Below are 21,369 nucleotides of genomic sequence, written 5' to 3' on the forward strand. Positions count from 1 at the left end.
AGCCAGGTACGGCGGTGGAGCGGAACATGCTCCACTAATAGTGCGAATCATTCGCATTTGCAAATGAAGAGCGATGCTGGTCCGGTGCATCCTGAAGCGACGCGATCCGCTGCCGGGGACGCGCCCCAGCCGCGATAACGCGCTCGACCATCAGCCGGCGCGTGGATTCGTCCGCATCTCTGCAGGCCTGTGCGTCCGTCCTCCGCCCACGTCGGAATCCTAATTCCGAATGGCCGTTTCGCATTGCCATATGACGGAACGCCGTCCCGCTCAGACGCTCGGGCCACAAGGGTTGGGCGGCGTGGTCATCACTGGAACGCGGCCACGGGTGGGGCGCGCCCGCCAAACTGACAACGCCCCAACAACGTCGCCGGCCCCCGGAAACGAGTCCTCACCGCGGCGAACCGGCCCGTCCGCCATAGTCCCCCAACGCCGCCGCCATGCGCGCAATGGCCGGGGCCCAGTCGCCGGGTGCCTCCTGGTGGAACAGACGGAGCGTCGGGTACCACGGGCTGTCGGTGCGCTTCGTCAGCCAACGCCAGCAGCCGGAGAAGCGCGACAGCACCCAGACCGGCAGCCCGAGCGCGCCCGCCAGATGGGCCACCGAGGTGTCGACGGCGATGACGAGGTCGAGACAGCGCGCGAGCGCGGCGGTGTCCGCGAAATCCGTCACCTCGTCCATGCAGTCGACGATGTCCATGCCCGCCGGCGGCTCTTGCGCCTGCGCCGCCGCTGCCCCCTTCTGCAGGCTGACGAAGACCACGCCCCGAACCGCGGTCAGCGGGGCCAGCGCTGCCAGGGTCAGGCTGCGCCGCCGGTCCACCGCGTTGGCCTTGGGGCTGTGCGGCCGCGGGTCGCCGGACCACACCAGCCCGACCTTGAGCCGCCCGTCCGCCGGCAGCCGGGCGCGCCAGCGCGCCACCGCCCGCGGATCGGCGGAAAGGTAGGGGACGGCCGCCGGAATGCTGTCGAGATCCGTGCGGAACGCCCGCGGCAGGCTGAGCAGCGGGCAGTGCAGGGCGGTCGCCGGCAGCGGGTCATGCAGGTTGTGGACGGCCCGCAGACCGGGCAGCCCTTCCATCAGCCGCCGAAGACCGCTGTGCACGGCCAGATGCACCTCGCCCCCCCGTTCGGCGACCAACGGGGCGTAGCGCGCGAATTGCAGCACGTCGCCATGCCCCTGCTCGGCGTGCAGCAGGATGCTTCGGCCTTCCAGGGGCTCGCCGGTCCACAGCCGGCCCGGCGCCTTGGGCACGGGAAGCTCGCCGACCCGCCAGCGCTCCTCGTAATGCTCCCACCCTTCCCGGAGGCGCCCCCCCGTCAGCAAAACCAGCGACAGGTTGAAGTTGGCCTGCGGGTTCCGCGGGTCCCCTTCGAGAATCCGCCGGAACCCGGCTTCCGCCTCGTCCAGGCGCCGGAGATCCAGGCAAAGGACCGACAGCACGTTGATCGCGGCGGCATGCTCGGGAGCCAGCGCCAGGGCACGGCGGCACAGCGTCTCCGCCGCCCGGTAGTCGGCCAGCGCCGCGGCCGACGCGCGGGTGACCTCGGCCAGATTGGAATAGGCGACCGGGTGGGCCGGCGACAGGGCCACGGCGCGGCGGTAATGGGCCATGGCGGCAGCCGGATCGCCACCTTCCTGCAAGGCGTTGCCCGCGTTGTTCCAGGGGTCGGGATAGCCGGGGCGGAGCGTCATGGCCCGGTGATAGGGGGTTCGGGCCTCCGCGTGGCGCCGCTGCCCGAGCAGCGCTCCGCCAAGGTTGTTGAGGGCTTCGGGGAAGTCGGGGGCGAGGGCGACCGCCCGCCGCAGAAGGCGTTCCGCCCCCGACGGATCGCCGCGCTTCAGGCGGTCGTCGGCCAAGGCGCGCCAGGCCTGCGCCGCGTCAGGCGTCCTGCGCAGCGCGCGCCGCAGCAGCGGCTCGGCCTCCTCCCGACGGCCCAGCGAACCGAGAGCCCCGGCAAGACGACCCAGCCCTTCGCCGTCGGCCGGCACCAACGCCAGCGCCCGCCGGCAAGCGGTCGCCGCGGCCTCGGGGTTGCCCTGCTCCGACGCCGCCTGGCCGATGGCGCGCCAGGCGTCGCACAGGGCGGGCGACAGGCGCGCCGCCCGTCGGGCGAGGCGCTGGCCCGCCTCCGGCTCTCCGGCCGCCATGGCCAGCTTGGCCAGGTTGACCAGCGGCTCGGCGTAGGCGGGGTCGAGGGCGACCGCCTGCCGGAACGCGATCGCCGCGGGCCCGGCGCGGTCGGCGGTGCGGAACCGCTCCCCCAGCGAGTTGCGGAAGGCCGCGCGGCGTCCCTCCACGCCGACCGCGCGGCGGAGCCACGCCTCGGCCGCCGCCCCGCCGTCCGGGACCGGATCGGCGGTGGACAGCAGCGCCAGCCCCAGCAGATGCAGCGCGTCGCCCAGCGCCGGCTCCGCGGCCAGCGCCCGCCGGTAGCCGGCCGCGGCCTTCTCCAGCCGGCCCGCGCGGTGGGCGTCGAGGGCGGCGGCCAGCCCCGTCCTTGCTGGTTCGGGCGGCGGGACGGCGGCGGGGTGGCCGGCGGGACGGCCGGCGGAGAGTTCGCCCAGCGCCGCCGCCAGCCGGGCGATCGGCGCCTCCCAGGCGCCCGGCTCGTCCTGGTGGAACAGGCGCATGGTCGGGTACCAGGGGCTGTCCTCGCGATGGCCGAGCCAGCGCCAGCAGGCGTCGAACCGCGACAGCACCCAGACCGGCACCCCCAGCCCACCCGCCAGATGGCACACGGAGGTGTCCACGGTGACGACGAGGTCGAGCTGTTCGATGAAGGCCGCGGTGTCGGCGAAATCGCGGATGCCGCCGGTCCGGTCGATCAGCGTCATGCCCGGCGGCGGCGCCTTGGCCTGGGCGCCGGCCTCGCCGATTTGCAAACTGTAGAAGGCGACGCCGGGAACAGCGGCCAGGGGGGCGAAGGCGGCGAGCGTCAGGCTGCGCCGCCGGTCCACGGAGTTGGCCTTGACGTCGTTCTTGCGCGGCTCCCCCGCCCACACCAGCCCGACCTTCAGCCGTGGCCCGCCCGCCGGTTGATCGCCCGCCAGTTGGTCGCGCCAGAACCGGCGGTCCGCCTCTTCAGGGCGCAGATAGGGGATGGCGGCGGGGATGGTCTCCAGCCGGGTGCCGAGCAGGCGGGGAAGGCTCAGCAGCGGCGCGCAGACGTCGCAGGCCGGCACCTCCTCGTCGAAGCCATGGACGGCCGCCACGCCGGGGGTGTTGGCGAGCAGCCGCTTCAGCAGGGGCTGGACGAGCAGGACGACGCGGCCGCCGCGCTCGGCGAGCAGGGTGGCGTAGCGCACGAAATGCAGCGTGTCGCCATGCCCCTGCTCGGCGACCAGCAGGATGCTCCGGCCGTTCAGCGGGCTGCCGTCCCAGGCCGGGGCATGCCGGGGGTAGGCGGAGCCCCACATCGCCCAGCGCGCCTCGTACAGCGCCCAGCCGTGGGCGAAATCGCCCTTCTGCAGCAGCGTCAGCGACAGGTTGAAGCGGGCGACCGGGCTTTTGGCATCGAGCCGCAGGGCCCGCTTGTTCCACCGGATGCTGTCACGGGCGCCGCCGACGCTGTGGAAGGCCAGCGCCGCGTTGACCAGGGATCCCGGATGGTCGGGCGCCAGGGCGAGGGCACGTTTGACGAGGGCGGCGGCGCGCGCGAAGTCGCCGGTCATTATCCAGGACAGGGATTCCTGGGAATCCGCTTCCGGCGCCATCGGGTCGAGCCGGCGGATCCGTCGCGTCGCCCGCAGGGAACCCTCGGTGTCCGCGGCGTGCATCAGGCCGAAGGCGAGGTTGCCGTGGGCGGCGGGCCCGTCCGGGTCCAGCGCCACGGCCCGGCGCAGGACGGCCAGGGCGGGGCCGGTCTGCTTGGTTTCGCACAACGCGAGGCCGTAGGCGGCCTGCATCGCGGCGTCGCCGGGGGCGCACTGGGCGGCGCGGCGCAGCAGCCGGGCCACCGCATCCGGCTGGTTGCCCTCCTGAATCAGCGCCCCCAGGTTGCGCCACCCCGTGGCGAAGGCCGGATCGGCCACCAGGGCCCGCGCGACGAGGTGCCGGGCGGGGCGGCCCGAGCCGGCCCCCTTCAGCATCAGGCCGTAGGCGGCGAGGGCCTTGGGATAGTCCGGGCGCAACCGCAGGGCACGGGTGAAGGCAATGGCGGCCTGCCGCTTGCGTCCGGCCAGCCGCATCGCCTCGGCCAGATTGTGCATGGCCTGGGCCCGGTGGGGGGCCAGAAGCATCAGACGGGCGAAACAGCGCGCCGCCATGCGGTGGCGTCCGTCGCCCAGCGCGAGGCCGCCGAGCCGGAGCCAGGCCTCCTCGTTGGCGGAGTCGATGGACAGGAGGGCGCGGAGGCGCGCTTCGGCGCCGGCCCCCGCACCGCCGCCTGCGCATCCCGCCGCCATGGCCGGTGCGGGCGTGGGAGCCGACGGGGAAGCAAGGCGGTGCGGGGGCGAAGGAATGGGCATGTCGGTCCGTCGCGTGGAAGGAGGTGTCGGCAGGCAGGCGGTCGTCCGGCTGGCGGTGCGGCGGCTATGCCGGCCGGGTCGGCCGGAAACAGCGCGACAGAAGGTCGCTCCGGTGCCGGATCAAGGCAAGACTCCAATCGTGACGGCCGAGGACCTGAGGACGAAGGGCCTCCTCCTCCAAGGACAGGACGTCGACGCCCGCCTCCGGCGGCTGGGTGAAGCGGCCGTAGTGACGGTCGAACATGTTGCCGGGGATGCGGTGGAGCCTCACCGTCGGCCGGTCGGTGAGCAGGTGCTGGAAGGTCTCCGACAGCAGGCTGGCGCACAGCATGTCCTCGACGCGGAGTGTCAGCAGGTTCGGATCGCGGCGGAAGCCGCCGATGAAGCGATGGCATTCCACGCGGACGCAGAGGGTGAGGACCAGCGTGTTGCGGATGGCGGGATACCAGTTCGGGTGCACCGGATCGGTCAAGACCACGCCGGTGCACCCGAGGCCGGCCTGCGGCGTCTGATTCAGGGCGGTGATGCGGTCGGTTCCCTCGGTCATCGATGCGTCCTCGACTGCGCGGCGACCGTGGTTCAAACCCGGATGAACTCTCGCCCACGGGCATTGCCCGCGGCCATTCGCATGATTACGGAGCGCAAGCCGCAAATCAGCCTGTAAAAAATTTATCGTTGTTTTGCAGTGTGTTATAAGATTTCCGTAATAATACGGATATTTTGATCCGGGTTATTCCCCAGTAGAAAAGGCCGTCATATGCCTTAGGGGAAGTGAGCAGAACCTTCCAGGAAGGAGATGCGGCCAACCTTCGGTGCGCCTGACCGAAACCATGGGGAAAAGGAATGGACGATCTGCTTTCGGGGGCGCTGAGCCGCCTGGATGAAGCCGCCAAGCACGTCGAGGTGGACTCCGAGGTTCTCGAGAAACTGAAATACGCCAAGGAGACTCTGAGCGTCCGCCTGTCCGTGCGCATGGACGACGGATCGCGGCGCTCCTTCCCGGCTTGGCGGTGCCGCTACGACGACACGCGCGGCCCGACCAAGGGCGGCATCCGCTTCCATCCGAGTTCCAACGTGGAGGAGGTGACCACGCTGGCCTTCTGGATGACCTTCAAGTGCGCGGTGATGAACCTGCCCTATGGCGGGGGCAAGGGCGCGGTGAAGGTCGATCCGCACAGCCTGTCCAAGTCGGAGCTGGAGCGTCTGTCGCGGGCCTATGTCCAGGCCTTCGCCGGCATGATCGGACCCGACCGCGACATCCCGGCGCCGGACGTCTACACCAACTCCATGATCATGGGGTGGATGGCCGACGAGTACAGTTCCATCGTCCGCCAGCCGAGCCCGGCGGTCATCACCGGCAAGCCGCTGCCGCTCGGTGGTTCGCTCGGGCGCGACGACGCGACCGCGCGCGGCGGCTATTACCTGATCAAGCATCTGGAAGAGGATCTGCGCCTGTCCGGATCGGCCCGCCGGGTGGTGATCCAGGGTTACGGCAACGCCGGCTTCCACATCGCCCGCCTGCTGCACGCGGACGGTTACCGCATCGTCGGCCTGTCCGATTCCCGCGGTGCCATCGTCTGCGCGGACGGGCTGGACCCGCAAGCCGTGCAGACGGCCAAGGAGCGCGGCGGCTCGGTGACCGCCTACACCGGGAACGGCGCCCGTGCGGTGACCGGCGACGAGCTGCTCGGCACCGATTGCGAGATCCTGGTCCCCGCGGCGCTGGAGGATCAGATCCACAAGGGCAACGCCGGGCTCATCAAGGCCCGCGTCGTCCTGGAACTCGCCAACGGCCCGGTCACGCCGGACGCCGACCGCATCCTGAACGAGGCCGGCGTCATCGTCCTCCCCGACATCCTGGCGAACGCCGGCGGGGTGACGGTGTCCTACTTCGAGTGGGTGCAGAACCGCCAGGGCTACTATTGGGGCCTCGACGAGATTCACGAGCGCCTTCGCGTGATCATGGAGACCGAGGGTCGCCGGGTCTGGGACATGGGCACGGCCAAGGACATCCCGATGCGCACGGCGGCCTATGCGCACGCGCTGGAACGGCTGTCGAAGGCCATCGCCGCACATGGAACGCAGCCGTTCTTCGTCGGCTGATCCCGTGCGTCGCGGGGACGGGAGCCCGCCGGGCTCCCGCCCATCGCATAGGCGAACACGCCGGGTGGACGTATAGTCCATGCCTCGTCCACCCGTGCCGTTCCGCCCGTGCAGCCGAAAGAACGCCTTGAGATGCCTTTTCCGCCCGCCAGCCGTGCGACGGGAGCGCCGACCATCCTGACCGGCCGGGACATGGTCCTGCTGTCGCTCGCCTTCCTGGCGGCCTATCTGCCCATCGACTGGCTGACCTTCATCCACCCGCGCCCGAGCCTCAACATCACGCCGTGGAACCCGCCGGCGGGGCTCTACATGGCCCTTCTGCTGTGGACCGGCGCGCGCGGCCTGCCGATGGTCTACGCCACGCTGATCCTGGCCGATCTGGTGGTGCGGGGGCATCCGGCCTCGATCTCCTCGCTGCTGCTCTCGAACCTCGCCATCGTTGCCGGGTACGGGGCCGCCGCCCATGTGCTGCGCCACCGGGTGGCGATCGGTCTGGCGTTGAACCGGGTGCGCGACGTCGGCTGGCTGGTCGGCGTCACCTTCCTGAGCGCCGCCGTCGTGGCGCCCGTCTTCGTCGGCGTGTTCGTCCTCGACGGGGCCTTGCCCGCGGCCGACCTGCCGACGCTGGCCTTCCAATACTGGCTGGGCGACGCCATCGGAATCGCCGTGGTCACGCCCTTCGTCCTCCTTCTGCATCATCCCGACAAGACGCCCGCCTGGAGCGTGCCGAAGACGCCCACCGCCGCCCAGACGGCCGCCATCGCCGCGGCCCTGCTGCTGGTCTTCCTGCCCATCGGCGACGGTCAGTTCAACCTGTTCTACGTGCTGTTCCTGCCCCTCGTCTGGGTAGCGGTGTCCCACGGCCTGCCGGGCGCGGTCCTGGCGGCCCTGGCCATCCAGAGCGGCCTGATCGCCGGGTTGCAGGCGATCGGCCTTCCCCTGGGGGCGGTGGTCTATCACCAGACGCTGATGCTGGCCCTGGCCATCACGGCCCTGTTCCTCGGCGCCCTGGTCAGCGAGCGGCGCGAGATCGAGGTCCGGCTGCGCGAACACCAGACCGAACTGGCCCATCTTTCCCGCCTCACGGTGACGGGGGAGATGGCTTCCGCCCTGGCCCACGAGCTGAATCAGCCGTTGCTGGCCGCCATCAGCTACGCGCGCGCCGCCCAGCGCCTTCTGGAAGGCGACGACACGCCGCCGCGCGCCCACGAGCTGATCGACAAGGCCGTGATCCAGGCGGAGCGCGCGGGCGAGGTCATCCGCGGGCTGCGCACGTTCCTCAGCAAGGGATCGCTTCAACTGGCGCCGGAATCGGCCACCGAGATCCTGCGCGAGACGCTGACCCTGGTGCGGGGGGACGCGGCCTACAACCGGGTCCAGCTCAAAGTGGACATGGCGGAGCCGCTGCCCCTCGTGCTGTGCGACCGTATCCAGATCGAGCAGGTTCTCCTCAACCTCGTGCACAACAGCATCGAGGCCATCGCCGCGGCTGACAGCCCGGTGCGCGAGGTCGTCCTGCGTGTCCGGGCCACGCCGCCGGACGGCCTGACCTTCGAGGTCGAGGACAGCGGCCCCGGCGTGTCGCCGGGCATGGTCGAGCATCTCTACTCGCCCTTCGCCACCACGAAGCCGGCGGGCATGGGCCTCGGCTTGCCCATCTGCCGCTCGATCGTCGAAAGCCACGGCGGCAGGCTGTGGCTCGGCCGCACCGGCGCGACCGGTGCCGTTTTCCAGGTCTTTCTGCCCGCAGCCCGTTCCGACACCCGGCCGTCCCATGACCCAGACCGATAAATCCTTCACCGCCGAACCGACCGTCTTCATCATCGACGACGACGAGGCGGTCCGCGACGCGCTTTCCGTCCTGGTCGAGGTGGCCGGCCTGACCGTGCGCACCTTCGCCAACGCATTGGAATTCCTGCACCGCTACAGCCCCGAGCAGCCGGGTTGCGTGGTGGCCGACCTCCGCATGCCCTTCATGGACGGACTGGAGCTTCAGGAGGAACTGTCCCGGCGTGGCTGCGGCCTGCCGGTCATCATCATCACCGCCCATGGCGAGGTGAGTTCCGCCGTCACCGCCTTCCGGTCCGGGGCCGTCGATTTCCTGGAAAAGCCGTTCGATGACGGCGTCTTCCTGCGCCGCATCCACGAGGCCTTGAAACGTGATGCCCACCAGCGCCGGGACCGCTCCGCCGCGGAGTCCGCCCTGGCGAAGCTGGCCCTTCTCAGTCCCCGCGAACGGGATGTCGCGGCGCTGATGGTGGAGGGCTGCGCCAACAAGGCCATCGCGATCCGCCTCGGGATCGGCGTCCGTACGGTGGAGACGCACCGGGCGAATATTCTCAGCAAACTCGACATCCGCACGGTTCCGGAACTCATGCGTCTCTGGATGCACACATCCTAATGCGCATCCAGATCACCGGACGCTCCCCCCCGGTTGACGGCCGGGGCGTCGGCTCAGCGCAGGAAATACTGCACCGGCACCACCAGCTCCATGCGGTCCTGCGCCACCTCAGGCGGCGGAGCCGGGAGCGGCGAGGCGCGCTCGACCAGGGCGATCGTCTCCTCGTCCAGCGCCTCGAAACCGGACCCCTTGTGCAGCCGCACCGACACCACCCGGCCCTGCCGGTCGATGGTGATCGTCACCTGCGGAACCCCCTGCTGGCGCCGCATCTGGGCGATGCGGGGGTAGCGCTTGTAGCGTTCCAGGTGGCCGAGCACGGCGCCATGCCACGTGGGCAGCGCGTTGCTGTTGCGCAGCATCGGCGCCGCCTGGGCCGGCGCGCCCGACGGCGGGGCGGCGGGAGCGGGGTTGGCCGGGGCTTCGGTCACCGGCTTGGGCTGGGCCTGCGGCTGCGGGCGCGGCTTCGGCGGTTCGGCCTTGGGCTTCGGCTTGGGCTCTTCCTTGGGCTTGGGCTTCGGCTTGGGCGGCGGTTCCGGCAGGGCGACCTCCGCCGGCACGGGCGGGGGCGGCTCCGGAGCGATCTCAGGCAGCGGCTCGGGTTCCGGTTCCGGCTCGATCACCGGCTCGGGCGGCATCTCCGGCTCCGGAAGCATCGATTCCAGGGTCGGCGGCGGCTCGGCGGGCGGCGTTTCCGGCATCGGCGGCAGGTCGAGCATCACCGCGGGCGGCATCGCCGGCGCCTCCTCCATCGCGACGTGCCAGGACAGCGCGCCGACCGCGACGAGGGCGTGGGCGCCCAGCACGACCAGCAGACTGCCGCCCCAGCGCGCCAGGGCGGGCGCCGTGCGCTCGCCGTCCTCCGGGAGGTCGTTGGGATCGACGGTCGCCACGCTCATTTCGCGGCCGCGCCTTCCAGCCCGACCAGGGCGATCTTCAGATAGCCGGCGGCGCGCAGCGCGTTCATCACCTCGGTCAGCGCGCCGTAGTCCACGCTGCGGTCGGCGCGCAGGAAGACGCGCGCGCCCTTGTCGCCGTTCGTTACCCCATCCAGCGCCGCCGCCAGAGCTTCCCGTGCCACCGGCGTGTCGCCCACCGACAGGCTGCTGTCGGCCTGGATGGTCAGGAACAGGGGCTTGTCGGGCCGCGGCTGCGGCTGGGCGGTGGAGGCTGGCAGGTCCACCGGCACGTCCACCGTCGCCAGCGGGGCCGCCACCATGAAGATGATGAGCAGCACGAGCATCACGTCGATGAAGGGCGTGACGTTGATGTCGTGCGACTCGGTGAGATCGTCGCCGTCGTCCAGACGCGCCGCCATGGCCTTACTCCGCCGCCTTGGACACGGCGCGCGGCAGGGCGCGGCGGTCCATGTCGCGGCTCAGCAACCGCAGCACCGCCGCGGAGGAGTCGCCGAGCTGGGCGCGGTAACCGCCGATGGAACGGGCGAAGCCGTTGTAGATGACCACCGCCGGGATGGCCGCGACGAGGCCGATGGCCGTCGCCAGCAGCGCCTCGGCGATGCCCGGCGCCACCACGGCGAGGTTGGTCGTCTGCGACTTGGCGATGCCGATGAAGCTGACCATGATGCCCCACACCGTGCCGAACAGCCCGACGAAGGGGGCCGTGGAGCCGATGCTGGCGAGGATGCCGGTGCCGCGCATCATGCGCCGCCCCTCCGCCGCCTCGATCCGCTCCAGACGGGAGGCCGCGCGCTCCTTCAGGCCGTCCTGCGAGGGGGCGTCGGCGGACTGGTGGGCCTCGGCGATCACGGCGCGCAGGAAGGCGGTGGCCGGGGTCTTCTCGAAGCCGATGCTCTCGGCCGCCTGGGTCAGCGAGCGCGCCTGCTCCAGCGCCGCCAGGGAGGCCCGCGCCTTGCGCTTGGCCTTCGACAGCTCCAGTGACTTGGCGAGGAAGATGGTCCAGGTCGCCACCGAGGCCAGCGCCAGCCCGATCATCACCGCCTGCACCACCGGGCTCGCCGCCATGAACATGCCCCAGGGGGACAGGTCGTGCGGCAGCGTCGCCGTCGCGGCGGTCATATGCTCCAGCCCGGCGGCCGCTCCAGCCGCGGCGTCCGGCGCCGCCAGCGGGGCGGCCAGCGCGTCGGCGGCGGGCGCCGTCACAGGCGCCGTCATGGGCGCTGCCGTCGAAGCCGGTGCCGTGGAAGCCGGTGCCGCGGGAGCGCCGCCGTTGGTTGCGGGGGTGCCCTGCGCCCAGCCAAGTCCGCTCGACAGGAAGGTGCCGGCGGCGGCCATCGCAGCGATGGAACGGGTGTGAAGCGCTGTGAACATTGGCGGTTCGAACTTCTTTGCGGCTGACTTCCTTCCTGTATAGTGCGAACGACTCTCATTTGCACCCATAAAGTGCTATATTGCTGCTATGCGACAAACGGGCAGCGCGCCGGTTGTTCACCGCGTGACCTGTGAACCGCAAGGGGAGATTGCGATGTCGAACGTCCGGACCGTATCGGAACATGGCAGCTTCCGGCTCGTCGAGCGCGACGGCCGCTACGCCGTGATCGAGGCGCGCGACGGTAAAATCTACGGTCTCCACGGGGAGGCGGGCGACCGTCCCAGCGCGCCGGATCGGCCGGACGCCGCCGAAGCCGTCGTCCCCCCCGGCGGCTGGAATGCCGAGGATGAGGCCCGCCGCCGCTTCGAAGAACTCACCGCCCGCGGCGAGGAACTGGCCCGCAAAATCTGGTGACCACATCGGGTGACCCGCTCGGTTCAGAACGCCTGGATCGCCTGCGACGAGACCGTCCGCCACCCCGCGTCAGCGTCCTTCAGCATGGTCTGGATGTGACCGATGTGCACTTGGCCGTAGAGGATCAGGATGTTGCGGTCCGGTTCGGCTTTGATCGCCGCCACCACCTTGTCCTCGCGCAGGGTGGTCAACGCGGGCGGCAGGGCCTCGCGCACCATGGAGCCCGACGCGGTGGTCGCCAGCATGATTCGGATGGCGGCCTGGACGCGCCGCTGCACCCACCCCGGGAGTTTGTCGTACTCGTCCCGGAGTTGCGCCAGATCAATGGTCTCCGGATCGGCGTCGTCCGGATCGTCGGGGGGCAGGGCGGCCAGCAGTTGCGACAGGGTGACGTCAACGTTGCGAGCGTCCGGTCCCGGTGGGCCGATCAGGGTGCGGTTGTCCTGAAGCACCAGCCCGTCGCCGAGCAGGCTCGCCATCATCTCGTAAGGATGCTGCTTGCTGTCCGGGTTCCAGTCCGCGCCCAGCCGGCGCAGCACGTCGGCCACCCCGGCGGGGTTGGAGGCGTCGTCGGGACGGACCTCCTCGTAGAAGACCAGCCAGCCGTCCTGGCGCCGCTGCGCGATGTGCTTGGCGATTCCGCTGTAGAAGTCGGGCTTGGCGACATGGACCATGCCCTGCATCTCCACCTGCCGCCGCCCGTCACTCATCACGACTCGCGACAGTTCCAGGGGGATGTGGTCGGCGATCACCGGCAGGGCGGCCACCGCCCCCACGGTCAGGGTGACGAGGCCGCCGGCCAGGATGCCGACCGCGATCAGGGCGGTTCGGAGCGCGCGCTTCATGCCCCGACGCTGGCACGAAACGGGGGGCGGGGGCAACCGCTCCGGACTCAAAGGCCAAACCTCAGACCTCAGACCTCAGACGCCGACCTCCACCGCGGCGTTGACGATGTAGATCATCTCGTTGCGGTCGTTCTTGTCGGCGAGGAAGATGCCGCTGGGCGCCAGCATGCCGCCGGACACCACGTTGAAGGACACCTGCCCATAGGGGAAGACGGCCCGGACGGCCTCCAGGTCCAGACGGTCGGCGTCCGCCGGAACGGCGAGATGGACGCGGACCTGCATCCGGCTGGTGTCGCCATCGACCAGCGCGCGCATGCCGGGCATGGAGTTGCGCTCGATGGCGTTGCGCACGGCGCGCACCGCGGCCTTGGTCACGTCCTGACCGTGCAGATCGGCGCCCATGCCGAGTTCGACGAACATCACCTGCTTCATGGTCGTGAATCCCTCCTCGTTCCTTGCTCGACGATTCCGCTGAGGATGCGGCAGGATCGGCGCGGCGCGGCAGTCGGTCCGGTCCTTTTTCCGAACTGCGGAAAGTGGTCAGCCGATCCGGAAGGCGAGATAGCCGTCGGTCCCGACCTGTCCGGGCATCGCGAGCAGGCCGCCGGGCGTGTGCCCGCTGAAGGTCAGGCTGAGGTCGGTGGCGCCGTTGCCGTTCAGGTCGATTCGCGCGGTGGCCCCCTGATAGCCGGTGGCGCCCGTCAGATCCTCCCAGGTCAGTTTGGAAAGGGTTTCCGTCCAGCCCCAGGCGACGGCCCATTCCGCCGGTTGCAGGTCGGTGATTGTGGACCACGTGACGCCTTCGCCCCGACCATCGACGTTGAAGGTGTCCGTGCCGGCTCCGCCAGTCAGAAAGTTGGAGCCAGAGCCGCCGTCCAGCACGTCGTCTCCGCCTCCACCCTGCGCGGCGTCGTTCCCGCCGAGCAGGTTCATGAAATCGCCCTGGTCGCTGCCGACGACCGCTTCCGCGGCGGCCGTTCCCAGGAACTGGTTTTTCAGGCCGGCGACCGGGCCGGAATAGGCGGCCATCCGCACCTCGTAGCTCATGGCGCCATCCTGAACGATGGCGCGCTGGTCCGACGCGGCGCGGGGCAGGGCGGCTGCGGCCTCCTGCCGGGTGACCGTGCGGTCGGCAAAGACCAGCCGTTCGATGCCGCGCAACCGGTCGGCGCCGCCGGCCCCGGTGACGGTCAGGTCCGCTCCGCTCCCCAACGGATCGCTGGTCACGAACGCGTTGGCGGAGGGGAAGTTGTAGAAGGCCGTGTCGGTGCCGGTTCCGCCGTCGAGAAGATCGTCGCCGCCTCCACCGGCCAGCGTGTCGTCCCCCGCGGCGCCCATCAGCGTGTCGGCAAAGGTCGAGCCGGTCAAGCGGTCGCCAGCCGATCCTCCGATGACGGTTTCGATGCGGGTTCCGTAGCCGACGAAAAACTGGTTCTGGGCGAGAATCGAGGAGGCCTGCGCCGAGAACCATCCCCAGCCGCCCGTCAGGTCGACAGTGACAGGAACGTCCGCACCCGCAGCGGACAGTGTGTCGTTGCCCCCGCCGTCCCAGAGGTAGCGTCCCGACGCCCCCGGTGTCAGGAGATACAGGTCGTCGCCCGCGCGCACGGCGGGGTTGGGGCCGTAGAGGCGCTGGATCGCGGCGACGTCATAGACGCCCAGCCCGCCGGGCCAGGCGCCGTAATAGGACATGATCGTGTTGGTCCGGTTGTCCTCGGACGGAGGCAGGAAGGGCGGGGTGCCGCTGCCGGTGCCGTTGTAGTCGCCGGGATGCTTCAGCCCGAGCGCGTGCCCGATCTCATGGATGTAGGTCCGGTAACCGGCCGATTCGGGATCGAGGTAGATGTAGGAGCCCGCCGGGTTGGGGTAGTAGGCCATGCCGGAGGCGCGGAAGACGTCCAATTGGCTCATATGGAACTGAAGGTTGGCGGTCATCGGCGCCGCCGTTTCCACGAAGGCGAGGTTGGCGACCGCGCTCCATTCCCCCATGGCCTGCAACGCCATGGCCCGCTGGCTGTCGTTGAGCGGCCGGAAGCCCGGCACGTAGCGCAGACCGGCGTCCACAACCCAGCCGTAGGTGAGGGTGTAGGGCGTGGTGGGCGCGGCGCCGTCCAACGGAGCCCCCCAGCGGCGCCCGCTGTCGAAGGCGCGGAGGAACAGCGGGTCGTCGGTGCCGCCCGTCATCCGTCCGGCCGTCGCCGGGCCTGGACCGCCGTCATAGGTTGATCGATCATCGCCGATTCCGTCTCCGTTCTCGCCAAGGCCGGGAATCTGAGACTCACTCATCTCCGCAAGCTCCGTCGGGGTGGGCCGGTGTTTCGTTAAATTCGTTCCGAATTTCAATGATGTTTGGCGAAAACGGTCGGCGTTCGTCTTTCAATCGCTCAGTACTTATGACAAGCCGTTCAGCGGCATTCAATGGATCAGACGGCACCTTCAACATTGGAGGAGGAAAATTTTTCAGCAGATTTTCAGTGTCTTGTGGACATCCCGGGAAATTCCTTCCACGCACTCGCGGAGCGGTGATGGGACCGGATTCTGCGTTGGGGACGACTGGCTGGATTTTCCGGATGACATCGAAAACAGTATCCGAAAATGAAACTTGCGGTCACCCGCCTCAGCCTAAAGATAAGATCAAAATAAAATCGTTAAAGAATATTAAGACGCAATCCTGTCACAGCATCGGCGTGGTTTCGTGGATTGACAGGATGGAAAGATTCCGCAACCGTTGCCGCAGAACAACAACGGGGGAGAAAAAGAGTGCGGTATGGCTGTGTTGCGCTCGCCATCTGTGCTGTTTCTGTTGGGGCATGCTCGTCCACGGCACAGATCGCCACCGTCCCGCCAATGCCGCAGGACATCGCGTTTGAGGACACATCGACGCCGGTCGTTCCGGAGATCGAACCGGTCTATGTTCATAAGGGCAAGGCGTCCTACTACGCCGATTTCTTTCATGGCCGGACCACGGCGTCGGGGGAGCGCTTCAGCCAGAACCGGCTGACCGCCGCGTCCCGCCGGCTTCCCTTGGGCAGCCGGGTGACGGTGACCAACGCCGACAACGGGCGCAGCGTCGAGGTCGTGATCAACGACCGTGGCCCCTACGTGAAGGGGCGGGTGATCGACCTGTCCCGCAAGGCTGCCGACGAACTGGGCATGATCGAGGACGGCGTGGTGAATGTCCGCGTCGAAGCCCGCCCCTCCGACCAGCCGAACCGCTCGCTGAGGCACCGGCTGGAGCAGATGGTCGCCGCGCTTTACCCCGACCGCAAATCCACCTCCGAGCCACCCGTGACGGTCGCCGAGCGCCCCGAATCGGATGTGGCCGACACCGATCTGGGCGCCGCCGAATAGCGGGACCGCGCCCCGCCCGACGCTTTCCGCCCGAACGCACGACACATGCAGGCTTCCGCCCAACGGGCGCGGCGCCGCGAAGGCCGCCGATGCGCCTCCGCGGTTGACGGAGCCGTGCGCACAGAAGAGGTTTCAATCCATGCTGAAGCTCGTGATCCGCGACACGCATCACGCCGCCGGCCTGTTTCTGGAGCAGGTGGACAACGTCCGCCAACTCATCGCGGAGTTGAAGGCGCTGAAGCGCGTTCCATCCGCCTCGCTCTATCTGGAAGGTCTGGCCGAGCGCTGCCTGCGGCGCGGCTGGACGGTGATCCCCGCCGATCCGCTGGTCCGTGGCTGCGCGTCGCGCACCCACATCGTCGAGGTGCATCTCGACCCCAACCAGCCCGGTGCCCCCTTCGTCGGCATCTACGAGCCGGGGGAGGACGGCACCCCCTGCCGGCGCCTGCACGATTCCCTGGAGGGGCTGGCGAGCCGCCTGCGCCTGCCGCCCGCCAACACCGGCACCATGCCTGCATCGGTGCAGCAGGCCCCCGCGCTGGCCGCATAGAGCCATCGCAGCGGTCCCGGGACTCCGGCCGCATCCCCGGCCACATCCATTGATTGGAATCATACCGCGGCATGGTGGGCGGGGGTAGCCTGCGGGCCGGCAATCCCGCCGTCCGCCACCCGCCGTCCGCCCCCATGACCGTCGAGCATCTCAGCCTCGTCTTCCTGCTGCTCCAGCAGATGTGCGTGTATCTGGTCATCGCCTATATGCTGAGCCGGACGCCGCTGTTCCTGCCGGTGATGCACCTCACCGTGCGCTGGCCGCACAAGCTGGCCTGTTACGTCATCTTCTCCATGTTCTGCGTCATGGGGACCTATTTCGGGTTGCAGATCGACGACTCCATCGCCAACACCCGCGCCATCGGGGCCGTGCTGAGCGGCATCCTGGGCGGGCCGTCGGTGGGGCTGGCGGTCGGCTTCACCGGCGGGCTGCACCGCTATTCGCTGGGCGGCATGTCGGCGGTGGCCTGCGCCGTCTCGACGGTGGCGGAGGGGCTGATCGGCGGTCTGGTGCACCGCCACTTCGTCCGCCAGGGCCGCATCGAGCCGCTGTTCGACCCGCTGCGCGTGGGCGCCGTCACCCTCGTGGCCGAGGTCGCGCAGATGCTGATCATCCTGCTGGTGGCGAAACCCTTCCCGGCGGCGGTCCATCTGGTCGAGGTGGTGGCGCTGCCGATGATCGTCGCCAACACGCTGGGGGCGGGGCTGTTCATGCGCATCCTGATGGACCGCCGCGCCCTGATCGACAAGCAGTCGAGCGCCTTCTCCGCCAAGGCGCTGAAGATCGCCGCGCGGGCCGACGGCGTGCTGCGCCGGGGCTTCAACGAAGAGAACAGCATGCGGGTCGCCCGCATCATCTACGAGGAGACGGGCGTTGGTGCGGTCGCCATCACCGACCGGGACAAGCTGCTGGCCTTCATCGGTGTCGGCGACGACCACCATCTGCCGGGCACGCCGATCACCTCGCCCCAGACCTACCAGGCGATCGCCAACAACCAGGTGCTCTACGCCGACGGCAATCTGGTCTCCTACAGATGCTCGATCCACCCGAACTGCCGGCTGGGCGCCTCGCTGGTGATCCCGCTGGTCGGGGAGGACGACCGGGTGATCGGTACCGTGAAGCTGTACGAGCCGAAGACCAAGCTGTTCTCCACCATCAACCGCACGCTGGGGGAGGGCATCGCCCGGCTGCTGTCCAGCCAGATCCTCGCCGGGCGCTACGAACAGCAGAAGGCGCTGCTCGCCCAGTCGGAGATCAAGCTGCTGCACGCGCAGGTGAACCCGCATTTCCTGTTCAACGCGCTGAACACCATCTCCGCGGTCATCCGCAACGATCCGGAGCGGGCGCGCCAGCTGGTGCAGAGCCTGTCCGTCTTCTTCCGCAAGAACCTGAAGCGCCCCAGCCAGGAGGCCACAGTGGCCGACGAGGTGGAGCATGTCAGCGCCTACCTCCAGATCGAGCTGGCGCGTTTCACCGGACGCCTGTCGGTGGAGATCGACGTGCCCGACGCGCTGCGCCACGCCCGGCTCCCCGCCTTCCTGCTCCAGCCGCTGGTCGAGAACGCCATCAAGCACGGCACCTCGCAGCTTCTCGGCCCCGGCCATGTCCGCATCGCGGCGCGGCGGGAGGGCGGCGACCTGCTGCTGGCGGTGGAGGACAACGCCGGCCTCTATGAGGAGCGTCCGGGCGGCGACGGGCTGGGCATGTCCATCGTCGACCGCCGCGTCCGCAACCGCTTCGGCGACGGCTACGGGGTGGATGTCGCCTGCGAGGCCGACGTCCTCACCCGCATCACCCTGCGCCTTCCCCTGGACATCCCTGCCGTCGCGGAGACCGCGCCATGATGACCGTCCTGATCGTGGACGACGAGCCGCTGGCCCGCGAGGAGTTGCGGCGCCTTCTGGAGGAGTTCCCCGACCTCCAGGTCGCCGGGGAATGCGCCAACGCCATCGAGGCCATCGGTGCCATCAACCGCCAGCCGCCGGACGTGGTTTTTCTCGACATCCAGATGCCGCGGGTCAGCGGGCTGGAGATGCTGAGCATGCTCGATCCGGAGCGGATGCCCCGCATCGTCTTCCTGACCGCCCACGACGAATACGCCGTCCAGGCCTTCGAGGAGCACGCCTTCGACTATCTGCTGAAGCCGGCGGATCCGGCCCGGCTGGCGAAGACGTTGCAACGGCTGCGCCGCGAAAGGGCGCCGCAGGACCTTGCCGTGCTGAAGGACGCCGCCCCGTTGCGGCTGATTCCCTGCACCGGCCACAACCGCATCTCGCTGCTGAAGCTGGACGAGGTGGAGTGCGTGGCCTCCAAGGCGAGCGGGGTGTTCGTCGTCGGCGCTGACGGCGAGGAACGCTTCACCGAGCTGACCCTGCTGACCTTGCAGGAGCGCACCCCTCTGGTGCGCTGCCACCGGCAGTATCTGGTGAACCCCGACCGCATCCGGGAAATCCGTCTGATCGACAACGGGCTGGCCGAAATCCAGACGCTGGGTGGTCAGAGCATCCCGGTCAGCCGCCGCTTCCTCGGCCCACTGAAGGAACGGCTGGGCATCGGGTGATTTTCCCTCCACCGCCGGGCGGGGTGGCTTGCGGCAATCGGGGAGACATGGCTCTCCGCTAAACGACCCCCTCCGGCACCAGAACCTTCCCGCAGAGGTCCCGCGCCTTCTCGAACCGGTCGGGGGCCGCGGAGCGGGCGAGCAGCCCCTCCCCGAAGATGAACGAGTAGAACAGATACGCCCGCGCGAAGGCGTCGTCGGGGTCCAGCCCCATGCCGGCGAACAGGTCTGACACGCAGCGCAGGCGTTCGCGGTCGACCTCCGCCACGATCTCGGACGCGCGGGGGTCGCGGCGTGCCCAATCGCGCATCGCCAGTTCGATGGCGATGCCGCGCGGGTTGCTGCTGCCGCCGTAGAGCGACAGCACGTAGCGCAGCCCCTCGGCCGGCGTGCGGCCGTCCAGCCGGGTCTGCGCCTTGATCGCCTCGATGCGGCCGGTCTTCCAGCCCTCCAGCATCGCCTCCACCAACTCCATCCGGTCGCGGAAGTGCCAGTAGAAGCTGCCCTTGGTCACCTTCAGCCGCTTGGCCAGAAGCTCGACCCGCACCTGCTCGACGCCGCCCTCCGCCAGGGCGGAGAAGGCGGCGGACAGCCAGGATTCGCGGTTCAGCGTCTTCGCTTCCATCGGTAACACTCCGGAGGCCATACGGCAGCGTATCGAGTCGCCGATGGCCTGTCCACAACCCGCCGGGTGGAAAAAGCGCCGAACCTTATACGGATTTGACCGGAGAGGGAAAGCCGCGCGCGCCTCAGCGCGCCTTTGCCGCGGTGAAGAGGTCCTTGTGGGCGTCGCGCAGCAGGTTCTTCTGCACCTTGCCCATGGCGTTGCGCGGCAGCTCGTCCATGAAGAAGACGCGCTTGGGCACCTTGAAGTTGGCGAGCTGCTCCTTGCAGACGGCGATCACCGCGGCCTCGTCCGGGGTGGCGGCGCCGGGCTTGCGCAGGACGACGGCGGTCACCGCCTCGCCGAAGTCGGGGTGCGGCACGCCGACCACCGCCGATTCCACCACGCCGTCGATGCCGTCGATGACCGTCTCGACCTCCTTCGGGTAGACGTTGAAGCCGCCGGAGATGATGAGGTCCTTGGCCCGACCGACGATGTGCACATAGCCGCGCCCGTCCACCTTGCCGACATCGCCGGTGATGAAGAAGCCGTCCGGCTTGATCTCCTGCTTCGTCTTCTCGGGCATCCGCCAGTAGCCGGAGAAGACGTTCGGCCCGGCGACCTCGATGATGCCGATCTCGTCGGTGCCGAGCGACGCGCCGGTTTCCGGATCGACCACGCGCACGGACACCTCGGGCAGCGGGAAGCCGACCGTGCCGGGGATGCGGTCGCCGTCCAGCGGGTTGGAGGTCAGCATCCCGGTCTCGGTCATGCCGTAGCGTTCCAGGATGGCGTGGCCGGTGCGGGCCGAGAAGTCCTTGTGCGTGTCGGCGAGCAGCGGGGCCGAGCCGGAAACGAACAGCCGCATGTGCGCCGTCGCCTCGCGCGTCAGGCCGGGGTGGGCGAGCAGGCGGGTGTAGAAGGTCGGCACGCCCATCATCACCGTGGCGCGTGGCAGCAGCCCCATCACCTGCTCGGCATCGAACTTCGGCAGGAACAGCATGGAGGAGCCGTTCAGCAGCACGCAGTTGGTCGCCACGAACAGGCCGTGCGTGTGGAAGATCGGCAGGGCGTGCAGCAGCACGTCGTTCGGCTGGAAGCCCCAGTATTTGTGCAGCGTCAGCGCGTTTGAGCCGAGGTTGCGGTGGCTCATCATCGCGCCCTTCGACCGCCCGGTGGTGCCGGAGGTGTAGAGGATCGCGGCGAGATCGTCGGCCTCGGCCGGGACGGTCGTGAAGTCCGTGCCCTTGCCGGCGGCCTGCTCCGGCAGGGTGCCCTCACCATGGGTGCCGAGAGTCAGCAGATGGGCGACCTTGGCCTTGTCGGCGACCTCGCGCAGCGCGTCCGCGGATTCGGGGCGGGCGACGAAGACGTGCGGCTCGGCGTCGGTCAGGAAATACTCGACCTCGGCCTTCGTGTAGGCCGGGTTCAGCGGCAGGAAGACGCCGCCCGCCCGCACGGTGGCGAGATAGAGGATGATGTTCTCGACCGACTTCTCCACCTGAACGGCGACCCGGTCGCCCTTCTTCAGGCCGAGGTCGGCGAGCAGGTTGGCGTAGCGGCCGGTCAGGGCTTCGAGATCGCCGTAGGTGACGGTGCGGGCCCTAGTTGCGGTTGGATCCGTGCCGGGCTCGGTCTCGGCGAAGGGGCGGCTGCGGTCCGCCGGAAAGCGGGAACGGAACAGCTCGAACAGATTGCCACCCACGTCGGACATCGTCATTCCCTCCATGCACCCGGTGATCCGGTGCCCAGGGTTTAGCACAGGCTCATGCCGTGGACCA

General features: G+C 69.4%; 18 protein-coding genes. 8 read left to right on the forward strand and 10 right to left on the reverse strand.

Features of this window, described 5'->3' with window-relative positions:
• Positions 1-391: 391 nt before the first annotated feature.
• Positions 392-4,471, reverse strand: a complete 4,080-nt coding sequence (locus DS837_RS04985) for a tetratricopeptide repeat protein (protein WP_149163720.1) — start codon at positions 4,469-4,471, stop codon at positions 392-394.
• Between the two features lie 64 nt (positions 4,472-4,535).
• Positions 4,536-5,018, reverse strand: a complete 483-nt coding sequence (locus tag DS837_RS04990) for a hypothetical protein (RefSeq protein WP_149163721.1) — start codon at positions 5,016-5,018, stop codon at positions 4,536-4,538.
• 296 nt (positions 5,019-5,314) lie between these two features.
• On the opposite strand from DS837_RS04990, the gene DS837_RS04995 reads away from it, so the two are divergent.
• The 3 genes from DS837_RS04995 (at position 5,315) to DS837_RS05005 (ending at position 8,975) form a co-directional block, all read left to right on the forward strand.
• Entirely contained in the window at positions 5,315-6,574 is a 1,260-nt protein-coding gene (locus tag DS837_RS04995) for a Glu/Leu/Phe/Val family dehydrogenase (RefSeq protein ID WP_149163722.1), read from the forward strand.
• Positions 6,575-6,706: 132 nt separating this feature from the next.
• On the forward strand, positions 6,707-8,365 hold the full coding sequence (locus tag DS837_RS05000) for an ATP-binding protein (protein WP_247889777.1): 1,659 nt from the start codon (positions 6,707-6,709) through the stop codon (positions 8,363-8,365).
• A complete protein-coding gene (locus tag DS837_RS05005; RefSeq protein ID WP_149163723.1) occupies positions 8,349-8,975 on the forward strand; it encodes a response regulator transcription factor in 627 nt (208 codons plus the stop codon). Before DS837_RS05000 ends, DS837_RS05005 begins: the two co-directional genes overlap by 17 nt.
• A gap of 53 nt (positions 8,976-9,028) precedes the next feature.
• On the opposite strand, the gene DS837_RS05010 is transcribed toward DS837_RS05005, so the two are convergent.
• From DS837_RS05010 to exbB, 3 genes are read right to left on the reverse strand one after another with little or no spacing between them, the layout of a single operon-like run.
• Positions 9,029-9,871, reverse strand: coding sequence for an energy transducer TonB family protein (locus DS837_RS05010; protein WP_149163724.1), 843 nt, complete (start codon positions 9,869-9,871; stop codon positions 9,029-9,031).
• Entirely contained in the window at positions 9,868-10,290 is a 423-nt protein-coding gene (gene exbD, locus DS837_RS05015; protein ID WP_149163725.1) for a TonB system transport protein ExbD, read from the reverse strand. Before exbD ends, DS837_RS05010 begins: the two co-directional genes overlap by 4 nt.
• A 4-nt stretch (positions 10,291-10,294) precedes the next feature.
• Positions 10,295-11,263: a tonB-system energizer ExbB gene (gene exbB, locus DS837_RS05020; RefSeq protein ID WP_247889778.1), complete on the reverse strand. Its 969-nt coding sequence runs from the start codon at positions 11,261-11,263 to the stop codon at positions 10,295-10,297.
• A 154-nt stretch (positions 11,264-11,417) separates the two neighbouring features.
• Between exbB and DS837_RS05025 the strand changes: the two genes are divergently transcribed.
• Complete coding sequence (locus DS837_RS05025) at positions 11,418-11,678, forward strand: hypothetical protein (protein WP_149163726.1); 261 nt, start codon at positions 11,418-11,420, stop codon at positions 11,676-11,678.
• A gap of 23 nt (positions 11,679-11,701) precedes the next feature.
• On the opposite strand, the gene DS837_RS05030 is transcribed toward DS837_RS05025, so the two are convergent.
• The 3 genes from DS837_RS05030 to DS837_RS33030 form a co-directional block, all read right to left on the reverse strand.
• A complete protein-coding gene (locus DS837_RS05030) occupies positions 11,702-12,523 on the reverse strand; it encodes a hypothetical protein (RefSeq protein WP_149163727.1) in 822 nt (273 codons plus the stop codon).
• A 75-nt stretch (positions 12,524-12,598) separates the two neighbouring features.
• Complete coding sequence (locus DS837_RS05035; RefSeq protein ID WP_014241764.1) at positions 12,599-12,955, reverse strand: Lin0512 family protein; 357 nt, start codon at positions 12,953-12,955, stop codon at positions 12,599-12,601.
• A 108-nt stretch (positions 12,956-13,063) separates the two neighbouring features.
• Positions 13,064-14,707: a reprolysin-like metallopeptidase gene (locus DS837_RS33030; RefSeq protein WP_282187555.1), complete on the reverse strand. Its 1,644-nt coding sequence runs from the start codon at positions 14,705-14,707 to the stop codon at positions 13,064-13,066.
• 663 nt (positions 14,708-15,370) lie between these two features.
• Between DS837_RS33030 and DS837_RS05045 the strand changes: the two genes are divergently transcribed.
• From DS837_RS05045 to btsR, 4 genes are all read left to right on the forward strand, one after another.
• The gene (locus DS837_RS05045; RefSeq protein ID WP_149163729.1) at positions 15,371-15,874 is read left to right on the forward strand and encodes a septal ring lytic transglycosylase RlpA family protein; all 504 of its coding nucleotides are present in this window, start codon (positions 15,371-15,373) and stop codon (positions 15,872-15,874) included.
• A 139-nt stretch (positions 15,875-16,013) separates the two neighbouring features.
• The gene (locus tag DS837_RS05050; protein ID WP_149163730.1) at positions 16,014-16,424 is read left to right on the forward strand and encodes a hypothetical protein; all 411 of its coding nucleotides are present in this window, start codon (positions 16,014-16,016) and stop codon (positions 16,422-16,424) included.
• Between the two features lie 134 nt (positions 16,425-16,558).
• On the forward strand, positions 16,559-18,268 hold the full coding sequence (locus tag DS837_RS05055) for a sensor histidine kinase (RefSeq protein WP_149164018.1): 1,710 nt from the start codon (positions 16,559-16,561) through the stop codon (positions 18,266-18,268).
• On the forward strand, positions 18,265-18,984 hold the full coding sequence (btsR, locus tag DS837_RS05060) for a two-component system response regulator BtsR (protein WP_014241759.1): 720 nt from the start codon (positions 18,265-18,267) through the stop codon (positions 18,982-18,984). The genes DS837_RS05055 and btsR overlap by 4 nt, the downstream gene beginning before the upstream one ends.
• A gap of 58 nt (positions 18,985-19,042) precedes the next feature.
• On the opposite strand, the gene DS837_RS05065 is transcribed toward btsR, so the two are convergent.
• Positions 19,043-19,609, reverse strand: a complete 567-nt coding sequence (locus DS837_RS05065; protein WP_149163731.1) for a TetR/AcrR family transcriptional regulator — start codon at positions 19,607-19,609, stop codon at positions 19,043-19,045.
• Between the two features lie 124 nt (positions 19,610-19,733).
• Positions 19,734-21,302, reverse strand: coding sequence for a malonate--CoA ligase (locus tag DS837_RS05070; protein ID WP_149163732.1), 1,569 nt, complete (start codon positions 21,300-21,302; stop codon positions 19,734-19,736).
• Between the last annotated feature and the right edge of the window lie 67 nt (positions 21,303-21,369).

The sequence above is a fragment of the Azospirillum brasilense genome, from assembly GCF_008365405.1.
Classification (GTDB): Bacteria; Pseudomonadota; Alphaproteobacteria; order Azospirillales; family Azospirillaceae; genus Azospirillum; species Azospirillum brasilense_D.